Origin of the sequence: Belliella filtrata (assembly GCF_022549775.1) — a bacterium.
GTDB lineage: Bacteria > Bacteroidota > Bacteroidia > Cytophagales > Cyclobacteriaceae > Belliella > Belliella filtrata.
Window position 1 is genome coordinate 1 of the sequence record NZ_JAKZGP010000088.1, and the last position, 12,943, is coordinate 12,943.

Consider the following 12,943-nt stretch of genomic DNA (forward strand, 5'->3'; position numbering starts at 1 on the left):
ACCTGAGTTTTTAAATGACTCAATAACAAAATTAAAACCTCCAAAAGGTGTGATTTTTTCAGATGAATTCGTAATTTTCATAAATCTTATTAAGGATGTGTGGTAACACCTAAATAAGTGAAAAAAACGAGCCAAAAAAGCCTGAATACAATTAATTCAGCCACTTTTTTGGCTTTTTTAATTATTCACTTGCGGATTTAAGGAATAAATTAATCCTTCTGTTACCATTGCTGTAATAGGAGAAAAATTTCGAACTTTATCCTTTCCAAGCAAGTTAGATCAATTTGAACCCTTAGTAATATCCATACAACAGTAAAGATCCATGATCAAATCAGCAGTAGACCCTGCCTGTACAGGCCAATTTTCACCATTGTTTTTGGATTATATATCAGAAAAGCATGAACTTAAGCGTTTTTATAACCAATTTCCCAAAATAGAAAATTTTAAGCTATTGATTGATTCTAAGATTTTTGGTCAATCAGAACGTCTACTGTTGGTCGAAGCACTTAGGTCGCAGTACCAGACAATAGAGGTTTCTGAAGTATGGGAAAATCAGATAGAGCGACTCAAAGATTCAAAAACATTCACTGTTACTACAGGGCATCAATTGAATCTTTTTACTGGCCCACTTTATTTTATCTATAAGATCATATCCACTATAAATCTCGCAAAAAAGTTAAAAGCTGAGTACCCAGAATATCATTTTGTACCAGTGTATTGGATGGGGGCAGAAGACCATGATTTTGATGAGGTCAATTACTTCAAACTCGATGGGAAAAGGTATCAGTGGGACTCTGAACAAAAAGGGGCAGTTGGGGAATTTGAAATTGACGCGTCTTTCAAGGATTTTGTAAACCAGCTACATTTTGTGCCTGCATTATTCAAAGAGGCTTATCTGAGTTCCAAGACCTTATCAGAGGCAGCAAGGAAGTATGTACATGCATTGTTTGGAGAGGAGGGGTTGATTATCATAGATGGGAACGATAGTAAGCTGAAAGCCCCATTTGTAGAAGTGATGAAGGCGGATATGCTAGATCATCAGCCATTCGAAAAAGCCGCAAAAGCCACACAAGCATTGGAGGATTTGGGCTATAAAAGCCAAATATTTCCTAGAGAGATCAACTTTTTCTACATGAAACAAGGCCTAAGGGAACGAATTGAAAAGGTGGATGGTCGCTATCTGGTCTTAAATTCAGAGTTTATTTTTTCAAAAGAAGAACTGATTGAAGAAATTACAAACTATCCAGAGCGATTTAGCCCAAATGTAGTCTTGAGACCTTTATATCAAGAAATGGTTTTGCCAAACATTGCCTACCTGGGCGGGCCAGCAGAAGTTGCTTATTGGTTTCAGTTGAAAGGTGTATTTGATCATTTTGCTGTGCCTTTTCCTGCGGTGATGCCTAGAAACTTTGCAGTAGTAATGGATGCTTTGGCACAGAAGAAGCAGCTGCAATTAGGATTGTCAGATGAGGATCTTTTTGTCAGATTTGAAGACTGGAAGAAGCAGTATGTGGCTTCTCACGCCACTTTGGATATTCAATTGAACTCAGAGAAGCGGGAGTTAGAGGAGATTTTGACTCGGGCTGCAGAAAAAGCCACAGAAGTAGATAAAAGCCTAAACGGTGCCTTTGAGTCAGCAAAGGTCAGGTCGATCAAAATCATGGATCACCTATCTGGGAAAATCAGAAAAGCCGAGGAGAGGAGGCAAGAAGTGGATTTGAATAGGATGAGAGCACTCAAAGAGATGCTTTTTCCAGGAGGTAGTCCTCAAGAGCGAGTGGAAAACATGATGAAATTCTATCTAGGAGATGATCAGTTCGTCGAGAAATTGCTAACAATATTTGACCCATTGGATTTTAGCTTTTTAATTTTAAAGCTTCAAGATGAGTAGGGGAGCATTAAGGACGGTTTATAGACAGAAGAGACTTTCTCTATCTTTGGAGGAGAGGCTTTCAGGAGCCAATCAGATCATGATAGAGCTCATGGAAGTGCTCAAAGCAAATCCTGATTTTAAGCACATACATGTCTATCTTCCCATAGAGAGATTGAAAGAAGTGGATATTTTTCCTTTAATCGAAAGAATGATACAAGATGGGTATCATTTATATACCTCTACTGTTCAAGATGATACAGGGTTATTGAGGACGGTTAAAGTCACCGATTTGGAAGGTTTGGAATTAGATAAGTGGGGAATTCCTACTCCAAAAGTTTTGGACTTTGCAGATGGTGCACTAATCCAAATGGTAATTGTTCCACTTTTGGTCTATGACAAAAAAGGTAATCGATTGGGTTATGGAAAGGGTTTTTATGATAAATTTTTGAGCTCTCTTAATCAGGAAGTTTTGAAAGTTGGAGTAAGTTTTTTCCCTCCTGAGGAGCAAATTGAATCAGAATGGCACGATATTCCCTTGGATATTTGCATTACTCCTAAGGAGACGTTTTTGTTTTAATTATTTAAAATTTAGTATTCTAAACAATCAAACATGAAAAAGGTATTTTACACATTTTTGCTAGTGGCAATGATGGCCATTGGCAATGAGGCAATGGCTCAGGGATACAATACAGGTATCGGTCTTAGAGCTGGTGTAGGAAATGGACTTACGGTAAAGCATTTTCTAAGTGATAAGGCTGCGTTTGAAGGTATTTTGCATTCAAGATGGCGTGGATTGTTGATCACAGGTCTTTATGAAATCCATAACGACATCAGTGAAGTTAGAGGTCTGAGGTGGTTCTATGGTGGTGGTGCTCACTTAGGTACATGGAATTCCAATAGAGGTAATCAGCCATGGGGTGATCCAAATAGATCCTACACGGTATTTGGATTGGACGGTATCATTGGACTTGATTATAAATTTGATGGTGCGCCTGTCAATCTTTCTTTGGACTATAAGCCAGCATTCAATATCACAGGATATACTGGATTCTGGGGTGATGAGGTAGCTTTGTCCATTAGATTTACCTTCTAATTTAAGAATTATCAAAACAGCCATAGATGTAGATTTATGGCTGTTTTTAAAATTTAATTTTTTAGCTAAATTTTTACTTTTTAATAAATTCATACTTCAATCATTAGATTTTTTTTAATGATATAAGGAAAAAATTTAATTTTGAATTAATAATAAGTAGTTTATTTATTTATCTGTTAGTTAAATATTTTTTGATTAGTTTGTAATTAATTTTTAATTTTTCTCGTTTTCAAAATAATATTTTCTTGAAAACGTTTGTTTTTCTTGTGTCCAATATTATAATTTCGTTAATAAACTTTATTCAGAATTATTGTTTGATTTTTTTTGAAAATTCAGAATATATGGTCATTTATTTTCATGAAGAGATTTGTTTAAATATTATTATAAATTTATAAAAATACATTTTCTAAAATCACTTTATTTGATTAAATAAATATAAAATATTGTTTTTTTTAAAATACATGTATTTAATGATTTTTTTGTTTAATAAATTATGTTTGGTAAATTTCATTTTAAACCAAACAATATATCATATGAGAAAAGTTTTACTGTTAGTTTTTGTCTTTGTTGGCATGCTGCTTCATCATGAGGCCTGGTCTCAGCAAAGACAGATATCTGGAAAGGTAATTTCTGGTGAGGATAATGATCCATTGCCCGGAGTTAATGTGGTGATAAAAGGAACCACACGAGGTGCTATAACTGATTTGGATGGGAATTATACCATTCAAGCAGATCAAAATGAGACCATAGTTTTTTCCTTTGTAGGATTTACTACTCAAGAAGTGGTGGTAGGCAATAGGGGTACAATTGATATCACACTAAGCCCTGATTCCAAAACTCTTGGGGAGGTTGTAGTGGTAGGGTATGGTAGTACGACTAAGGGTGATTTGACAGGGAATATCGCATCTGTCAAAGGTGAGGCACTTTCCACTGTACCAGTTCCTAATTTTCAAGAAGCTCTTCAGGGTAGAATGGCAGGTGTTTTTGTAGAATCTTCAAGTGGAAAACTAGGTGAGGGTGTCAAAATACGAGTAAGAGGTACTACATCTATTTCTGGAGGCAATGACCCTTTGTATGTGATAGATGGGATTCCGATGACGACTAGTGGTGGAATAGGTTATTATAATCCACTTGCAGATATTAACTTCAATGATGTGGAGTCCTTTGAGGTATTGAAGGATGCTTCAGCAGCGGCTATTTACGGCGCAAGGGCTGCAAACGGGGTTGTGCTTATTACAACCAAGTCAGGAGCAAAAGGAAAAACCAAGTTCAATGTTGGGATTCAGCGAGGTGTTTCTTCTCCTACAAGATTGAGGGAGTTTTTGAATACATCAGAATATGTTGAATTGATGAGAGAAGCAGGATACAACTATGATAGATTAAACTTTGGTACAGATCCAATTAATAATCCAAGTGATTACCCTGGTTCCGAGCTAGAATTTGTTGATAGTAGATTAGATAGGTATTCTGGTTGGGCTGATTGGAGGACTGGGGAAGTAGATACTGATTGGCAAAGGGAGGCTTTCAATCCTGGAGCAGGTACTTTGAATGTTAACTTTAGTGCTTCTGGCGGGGATGATAAAACAAGGTTCTTTTTCTCAGGAGCATATGATAAACAAGACGGTATTTTGATCCGGAATGATTTCGAAAGAATTTCTGGAAGATTGAACCTTGATCATACGGTTTCAAGTAAGTTTTTGATAGGAGCTAATTTTGGTCTTTCTAGGACACAAAACAACAGGTTAGCAGATGACAATCAGTTTAACAATCCCATTCAATTGGTTGCCTTAGCTCCAATTACCCCAATTAGAGATCTGAATGGTCAATTGTATGACAGACCTACAACGACATACTATAACAACCTAATTGATTCTGAAAACGCACAATGGTTGAATACATCTTTCAGGAACATCACCAATATATTTGGAGAATATAAATTGCTGGAAGATTTAAAATTCAGATCAGAATTTGGAGTTGATATCATGAACCAGAATGAAGAGCAATTCTTTGGTTCTAGGACTAATTTGGGATTGTCAACAAATGGATATGCAAGATCAAGATGGACTCGAATTTTTAATTATAATACCAACAACTATTTTTCTTACAACAAAGTCTTCAATAGTGTTCATAACTTTGAGGCAATCGCTGGGATGTCATTTCAAAAGTCTGATCGATATTTCACTTTTGTAGAAGGGCAAGAGTTTCCACTCGATGAGCTAAGGACACTTCAGTCAGCGGCAGAAATCACTGGAGGAGCTTCTAATATTACAAACTTCTCTTTCCTTTCTTACTTTTCAAGAGTTAATTACAAGTATGCAGAAAAGTATTTGGCAACTTTGAGCGCAAGAGTAGATGGTTCTTCGAGATTTGGAGAAAATAACAAGTATGGGTTTTTTCCAGCCGCTTCAGTGGGTTGGATAGTTTCTGAAGAAAGTTTTCTTAAAGGAAATGATCAGTTGAGTTTGCTAAAATTCAGGGCTTCTTATGGTTTGACTGGAAATGCTGAAATTGGAGATTTTGACCATTTAGGATTGTATGGGTCTGCTTCTTATGCGTTGATTCCTGGTCTGCGACCAACTCAAATCCCGAATCCAAATCTTACTTGGGAGCGAACGGCGCAATTGAATTTTGGTTTAGAGTTTGCACTATTTAGAGACAGGATAACAGGGGAGTTTGATTTTTATGATAAAAACACAACCGATTTGCTCTTGAATGTTCCAATTCCTGCTACATCAGGTTTTAACATTCAAAGACAGAATATCGGTAGAATGCAGAACTATGGCTTTGAAATTGTCCTAAATTCTGTCAATGTTGCCAAGCAAAACTTTACTTGGAATACTTCAGTAAATTTTGCTCGTAATATCAATAGGGTAAGAGAATTAGCACCAGGTCAAACTTCAATACCTCCAAGTTCTTCGAGATTCTTGAATGGTGTATTCATAGACCAATCCATTGGAGTCTTTTATGGCCCTGCCTATGCAGGAGTTGATCCAGCTAATGGAGATGCGCTCTACTATGCAAACGCTGAGAGGACAGAGACAACCAATGATTATAATGAAGCTGAAAGAATGTTTGTAGGTGATCCAAATCCTAAATTTTTCGGAGGGATTACAAATAATTTCACATTCAAAAACTTCGATTTGAGTGTTATGTTTCAAGGTGTATATGGAAATGATATCTTTGATGGAGGCGGAGGTTTTTTCGCTGCCAATGGAGACTGGTTTGATAACTCAACTAGAGATCAAATGAGAAGATGGCAAAACCCTGGGGATATTACTGATATTCCCCAAGCTAGATTAGGAGAATGTAATGGATGTAATGCTTCTAGCAGGTATATTTCTGATGGAAGCTACCTGAGATTGAGGACATTGACATTTGGATATACATTGACATCTTCTCAATTAGAGAAATTGAAGTTGACTTCAGTTCGTATCTTCTTTACTGGACAGAACTTGCTAACCTTTACCAATTATAGAGGTTGGGATCCTGAGGTGAACGCAGATTATCTTGCAGATAATATTTTTCAGGGTAATGATTTCTATTCTGCACCTCAAGCCAGAATTTTTTCACTGGGTCTAAATGTTGGATTTTAAACTTTGAGCAATCATGAAGAAATTTATAAAAATAGGAATTTTAGGTATTTTGCTTGTAGGGTCTAGTTGTCATGAGCAACTATTTATTTCTCCACAGCAGAGTATAGATCAAGAATTGGCTCTCAATTCAGATGCCAACGTGAAGAGTGTGCTCATAGGTGCATATGCTGAAATCAGAAGTGCTGCATTATATGGAGGTAGGATTCAACTATTCTCAGAAATGCTCGGCGCAAACAGTGAGGTAAGATGGGAAGGTACTTTCAATCAGCCTAGAGAAATGTATAACAAACAAATCTTCGTCAACAATTCCTATGTCGAAGCTACATGGGCTGCGGCTTATCGAGGAATAAATGTGGCAAACAATGTTCTCTCCGCTTTGGATGTGGTAAATGAAGCAGATAGAGGAAGGGTAGAGGGGGAAGCCTTGTTTATAAGAGGTTCGATGTTATTCGAATTGGTTAAATTGTATGCTCAGCCTTATGTGGCTGGCAATACATCTACCAACTTAGGTGTTCCGATTATACTTACGCCTACCAGAGAAATAAATGACGACAGCTATGTTTCTCGAAACACTATACAGGAGGTTTATCAGCAAATTTTGAATGATCTGAATAGGGCCGAATCTTTACTGCCAGCAGTGAACAGTTTCTTGGCAAGAAATTATGTAGTTGCGGCACAGCTTTCAAGGGTCTATCTTCAAATGGAAAGGTTTGCAGATGCTAGAGATGCTGCCAATAGAGCAATCATAGAGGCTACGGCAAATGGGAAAAGCTTAGTTCCAGTTTACATGAATGCATTCAATAACGAGGTGGATTCTCAAGAGGACTTGTTTACGATTCAAGTTAACCCTCAAGATCCAGCTAATGATATGTTTACATTTTATTCCTTACCACAGTTTGGTGCTAGAGGAGGTGATGTATCAATTCAAGCACCTCATTTAGCTTTGTATGAATCGGGAGATCAGCGTTTGAATCAGTTTTTCTTTGATGCAGGTGAGCAAAGAACTGCAAAGTGGAGAGATCAATTTAGAAATGTAAAGGTATTCAGGCTAGCAGAAATGTACCTTACTAGAGCTGAGGCCAATTTCCGAGAGGGAACAAGCGTTGGAGCTACTCCACTTGAAGATGTGAACCGAATTCGTCTAAGAGTAAGTTTGCCAGCGCTTACTTCTGTTAACATAGCTCAAATTTTGCAAGAAAGAAAGTTGGAACTTGCTCATGAAGGTCATGCCATTCACGATGTCAAAAGGATTAGAGGTACTGTGACAGAAGGTAATAACTCATTCACTTTCAACGATCCTAGAATGGTATTTCCAATTCCACAAAGAGAGATTGATGCTAATTCTAATCTAGAACAGAATGAAGGTTACGGAGGTTAATTAAAATTCAGAAGTTAATGCATAAAAAAAGGAGGTAAACACCTCCTTTTTTTATGCTGATTGATAGATAAGATATTCGATTTTCTAAAACTTGATTTTGAGATATGCGTGGGTCTTTTTATGGTCTCCTTTCCTAGAAGACAATTATATAGAATGGCATAACAATAAATTATTGGTTCTTTGCAGTTCTGAAGGTAAATATGACCTTTTTCAGATTGATTATTTGTTTTTTATTAGTTATAACTCTTAAAATTTAGGTATAATATAACTTTTGGTAATTTTTATTTTGAGTTGTCAATATTTAGCCAAACAAATTTTAATTGTAAAATAATTTAATTATTTCATGAAAAATATTGTTTTACCATGTTTTTTTTGATTAATGCGATTTTTTTATCAATATTTGAAGGTTAAACATAAATCAACTATTATATGAGGAAAGCATTACTATTGCTTGTTGCGCTTTTTGCGATCTCTTTTCAGGGAGAGGCATGGGCACAACAACGACAAATAACAGGTACGGTACTCTCAGCAGAAGATGATCTTCCGCTTCCGGGAGTCAATGTTAGAGTCAAAGGCACAACAAGAGGTGCTGTGACAGATATTGATGGTCAATACACCATCCAGGCATCTGAGAATGAAACATTGGTTTTTTCATTCGTAGGGTTTATGAATCAAGAAGTAGCTGTGGGTAATAGAAGTACAGTGGATATTACACTTCAAGAGGATTCGAAGATATTGGGGGAAGTGGTGGTCACTGGGTATAGGACCCAAAATGCAAGAGAGATCGCTGGATCGGTAAATGTTGTCAGTGGTGATCAAGTTAGAGAAGTTCCAATTGCTTCATTTGATCAGGCACTACAGGGGAGAGCTCCAGGGGTATTGATTCAAGCAAACTCAGGTCAGCCTGGTGCGGCAGCATCAGTGACCATAAGAGGTAAAGGTACGATCAATGGATCTAACAATCCATTGTATATTCTTGATGGAATTCAGATATCTGCTGCAGATTTTGCTACATTAAACCCTAATGATTTTGAATCATTTTCTATTCTTAAAGATGCTGCTTCGACATCAATTTATGGTTCAAGAGGTGCAAATGGTGTAATTGTAATTACAACAAGAACAGGGAAGAGTGGAAAAACGAGAGTGAATTATGATTTCCAGACTGGGTTTTCTCAGGCACCTTCTCATCCAGAAAGAGTGATGAGCAGTTCAGAGAAATTAGATTATGAGTTAGCAAATGGTAATCCTTATGGATGGACTGAAGATGAGCTAGCAGAGCTTAGAATGATCGATACTAACTGGGAAGATGTACTTTTAAGAACTGGATATACACAAAATCATCAAATATCAGCTTCCGGTGGAAATGAAAATACTACTTTCTTTTTATCAGGTTCTTATTTTGATCAAACGGGAACAGTTCCAAATACTGATCTGAAAAGGTATACAGCAAGAATGAATGTTGAAACCAAATTGAATAATTTTACATTTGGTGCCAATATATCTGGTGGTTATTCTAAATTCAATAATACTTTGGAGGGAGATAGTTTCATTGGATCACCATTGAATGCAATAAGATGGTCAAATCCGTATGAGACTCCTTATCAGTCAGATGGAAGCTTTACCCAGCTTGTGTCAGGTCAACCAAATGCTTTGCAAGAGCTTTTACAAAACAGAACTTTAAGGAATCAAGTAAAAGGAATTGCAATAGGATTTGTTCAATACGACGCTCCATTTTTAGAAGGTCTTTCCGTAAGAACGAACTGGGGTATTGATTATACTCAAAATGAAACAGAGCAATACTTAGATAGAGAAACCTATAGGGGATTCATTGCTCAAGGTAGAGCAGGAAGCCTTGAAAGAGGGTTTGGTAAAAACTTCAGGTACACTGGAACTACTTCCATTACTTATAAGAAGCAGATTGATGAAGACAATGAGTTTAGAGTATCTTTATACAACGAAATTATTGAAAATGATTCTACTCAATTTGGTTTTACAGGTTTTGGTCTAATCGGACCATTCCAAAATGAAGCTGGTATAACACCTGGTAACCCTTTAAATGGTTTTATCCCCGTCGTGAGAGGTAATGGTGCCCAAAATGCCTTGGTGTCTTATTTTGCGGATGCGACATATGGTTACAAAGGTAGATACTTCTTGAATGGTGGAGTTAGAAGAGATGGTTCTTCTCGATTTGGAACTAATAATAAATATGCAACATTTGGTTCGATTGGTGCTAGCTGGATTATGAGTGATGAGGAATTTATTCAACAATCATTTGGGAGATTTTTTGATGAACTTAAGTTTAAAATAAGTTATGGTTCTGTGGGTAACCAAGAAGGAATTGGTAATTTCGATTCAAGAGAACTTTTAAGTCGATCTATCTACAATGGTATTGGTGGAATAGCCCTTACAGGTTTGCCTAATCCGTTCTTAAGATGGGAAAAACAAAACATGTTCAACACTGGTATTGAGTTTTCAGTAGCAAATGGGCGTATCAACGGTATTTTTGAATACTACAATAATGTAACAAATGATTTGTTTTTGAATAGACAACTTTCTAGAACTTCTGGATTTGCTTCTCAAAACACCAATATTGGTAGTATGAGGAACCGTGGTGTTGAAGTCTCTTTCGTGGGAAAAGTTATTGACAATGCAGATTTCAAATGGGAATTAAGTGCAAATGTGACTTATAATAAAAATGAAGTGCTGTCTCTTGTAGGGGATCAAACTCAATTTATTGAAGGTGATTTTATTACTAGAGTAGGTGAGCCAATAAATAGCTTATACCTTGTTAGGTATGCAGGAGTAGACCCAGCAAATGGAGATGCACTTTATCTTAATGCTGATGGAGAATTGACTAATCAGTACAATCCAAATGATAGGGTGGTTTTGGGGACTACGGATGCTCCATTCTTTGGAGGTTTTGGAACCATGTTTAGTTACAAAAACATTAGGTTCGATGCTATGTTCAGTTATGTTAGTGGAAATGTACTTTACAATAATGATAGAAACAACATAGAAAACCCAGGTTATTTATTTGACAATTTATCTAGAGTAATGTTAGATGAGTGGAGAACTCCAGGTCAGATTACTGATATTCCAGCTGCGGATAATCCATTCTTTTCAGGTACAAGTAGATTTGTCGAATCAGGTGATTTTATTAGGTTGAGAAATGTAAACTTATCTTACGCATTGCCTCAATCTTACCTTGAATCAATAAAAATTTCTTCTTTGCGTGTTTTTGTCCAGGGTCAAAACTTGCTGACGTTTACTAATTTTAGAGGATTTGATCCAGAGTTGTCTGGTAATCTAATTGGTTCTCAGTATCCTGCTCTTAGAACAGTGACATTTGGTGTGAATGTAGGATTTTAAAAAGGAACATTATGAAACTTAAAAATATAATACTCGGAATAGGGATTGCAGCAGCAGCAACAATTGCCTCTTGTAATAGTATCATTGATATAGAACCAGAGTTTGTGCTTGATGGAAGTCAAAGGTTCAATAGTCTAGATGATTATGAGTTTTCCTTGATTGGAACATATGCTCAATTTAGATCTTCGGATTATTATGGAAATGCTTCTGGTCCCGCTGGTGCATTTTCTACCCTTCCAGATATGATGTCGGATAACTTGACGGAAACTGGCGAGTCTTTAGCTAATTTCCGACAACTAGTCAATTGGGATTATGCCTCAGACAATTCTGCAATTGAAAATTTATGGACTGCTGCTTATCGAATCATTGCTCAAGCAAATATAACATTGAGAGAGATTGATAGATTTGAAGAAGAAGATCCTGGTAGATACAATAGAATCAAAGGACAAGCTTTAGCAATAAGGGCATATGTACATTTTGATTTGCTAAGGTATTTTGCTGATGATCTAAGTAGAAATTCCACAACTCTTGGCGTTCCATATAAAACTACTTTTGATCAAGAAAATGTTGCCAGACCAACTGTAGCCGAATCATGGTCTGCTATATTTGCAGATCTTGAAGAAGCACTTGAATTGTTAGAAGATACTGATATTGCAATAAATAGCTCTACTAACTTTTCATTGAGAGCCAATATTGATGATATCACTGTAAATGCAATCTTAGCTCGGGCTTACCTATACGCTGGTCAATACGCAGAAGCTGCAGAAGCTGCATCTGAAGTAATAGCTTTAGTGCCTTTAGCACCAAGTGCCAATTTTGGAGCAATTTGGAGAGATGAAAACATTGGGAGTTCAGAGTTAATATGGAGTGTTCCTTTCAACTCTGGCGAGGGTACTCCAGCTTCAAATGTATACTTTGCAAGTGGCAATAGATCTTCTTTTAGACCTTCTCTAGAAGTTTTTGAAACTTACGACCAAGTTAATGATATTAGGTTCAATGCTTATTTCAGAAGAGTTGGCAACAGAGATGTTGTAAGCAAGTATTTGGGCAAAGGAAACCTGAGTGATGGAATTGTAAACTGGAAGGTAATTAGAGTGAGTGAAATGTATTTGATTAGAGCAGAAGCTAATACTTTCCTTCAAGGAGGAGAGTCAGTTGCATTGGAAGATTTGAATACACTAAGGTCAGCAAGAATTTCTGGATATTCTCCAGTTTCACTTTCAGGACAGGCTTTACGCGACGCGATCGAACTAGAAAGGCGGAAGGAATTAATCGTCGAAGGTCATCGATTCTTTGATGTTAAAAGAACAACAAGAGAATTGGAAAGAACTGATTGTGGAGATAATTTTACAAGTTGTTCCCTTTTGACTGGAAACAGGGCATGGGTTTGGCCAATACCAATTGGCGAAATTATCGCAAATGATCTTATTAATGAAGAACATCAAAACCCAGGCTACTAATCAGCTTTAACCTTTATACAAAAAGAGGCTCAAAGGAGCCTCTTTTTTTATATGTGTGCCGTGCATGGTAACTAACTAGGTGGTGAAAGTCCACTGTGGGGGTTTGTAATCGCCAACCACTAGCCAATAGCAAGGGTGTCCATTGTGAGATGGAATCTGAAGGAAGCTGGCGGCAAA

At 36.8% G+C, this 12,943-nt stretch carries 7 protein-coding genes; all 7 read left to right on the top strand.

The window, feature by feature from the left end:
- Positions 1-322: 322 nt before the first annotated feature.
- The 7 genes from bshC (at position 323) to MM239_RS19510 (ending at position 12,766) form a co-directional block, all read left to right on the top strand.
- Entirely contained in the window at positions 323-1,891 is a 1,569-nt protein-coding gene (gene bshC, locus MM239_RS19480; protein WP_241350002.1) for a bacillithiol biosynthesis cysteine-adding enzyme BshC, read from the top strand.
- A complete protein-coding gene (locus tag MM239_RS19485; protein WP_241350003.1) occupies positions 1,884-2,450 on the top strand; it encodes a 5-formyltetrahydrofolate cyclo-ligase in 567 nt (188 codons plus the stop codon). The genes bshC and MM239_RS19485 overlap by 8 nt, the downstream gene beginning before the upstream one ends.
- Positions 2,451-2,483: 33 nt before the next feature.
- Positions 2,484-2,966 carry a hypothetical protein gene (locus MM239_RS19490; protein ID WP_241350004.1) on the top strand — a complete coding sequence of 161 codons (483 nt, stop codon included), beginning with the start codon at positions 2,484-2,486 and terminating at the stop codon, positions 2,964-2,966.
- Positions 2,967-3,499: 533 nt separating this feature from the next.
- Positions 3,500-6,559, top strand: coding sequence for a SusC/RagA family TonB-linked outer membrane protein (locus tag MM239_RS19495; protein ID WP_241350005.1), 3,060 nt, complete (start codon positions 3,500-3,502; stop codon positions 6,557-6,559).
- 13 nt (positions 6,560-6,572) lie between these two features.
- Positions 6,573-7,937 (top strand): RagB/SusD family nutrient uptake outer membrane protein, encoded by a 1,365-nt coding sequence (locus tag MM239_RS19500; protein ID WP_241350006.1) that lies wholly within the window; start codon positions 6,573-6,575, stop codon positions 7,935-7,937.
- A 429-nt stretch (positions 7,938-8,366) separates the two neighbouring features.
- Positions 8,367-11,306 (top strand): SusC/RagA family TonB-linked outer membrane protein, encoded by a 2,940-nt coding sequence (locus MM239_RS19505; RefSeq protein ID WP_241350007.1) that lies wholly within the window; start codon positions 8,367-8,369, stop codon positions 11,304-11,306.
- Between the two features lie 11 nt (positions 11,307-11,317).
- Positions 11,318-12,766 (top strand): RagB/SusD family nutrient uptake outer membrane protein, encoded by a 1,449-nt coding sequence (locus tag MM239_RS19510; protein WP_241350008.1) that lies wholly within the window; start codon positions 11,318-11,320, stop codon positions 12,764-12,766.
- The last annotated feature ends 177 nt before the right edge of the window (positions 12,767-12,943 follow it).

What these genes read in the sequence shown, in the direction of transcription:
- MM239_RS19505 (WP_241350007.1), top strand. Translation starts at nt 8,367, where the DNA reads ATGAGGAAAGCATTACTATTGCTTGTTGCGCTTTTTGCGATCTCTTTT.
- MM239_RS19510 (WP_241350008.1), top strand. Translation starts at nt 11,318, where the DNA reads ATGAAACTTAAAAATATAATACTCGGAATAGGGATTGCAGCAGCAGCA.
- MM239_RS19500 (WP_241350006.1), top strand. Translation starts at nt 6,573, where the DNA reads ATGAAGAAATTTATAAAAATAGGAATTTTAGGTATTTTGCTTGTAGGG.
- MM239_RS19490 (WP_241350004.1), top strand. Translation starts at nt 2,484, where the DNA reads ATGAAAAAGGTATTTTACACATTTTTGCTAGTGGCAATGATGGCCATT.
- MM239_RS19495 (WP_241350005.1), top strand. Translation starts at nt 3,500, where the DNA reads ATGAGAAAAGTTTTACTGTTAGTTTTTGTCTTTGTTGGCATGCTGCTT.
- bshC (WP_241350002.1), top strand. Translation starts at nt 323, where the DNA reads ATGATCAAATCAGCAGTAGACCCTGCCTGTACAGGCCAATTTTCACCA.
- MM239_RS19485 (WP_241350003.1), top strand. Translation starts at nt 1,884, where the DNA reads ATGAGTAGGGGAGCATTAAGGACGGTTTATAGACAGAAGAGACTTTCT.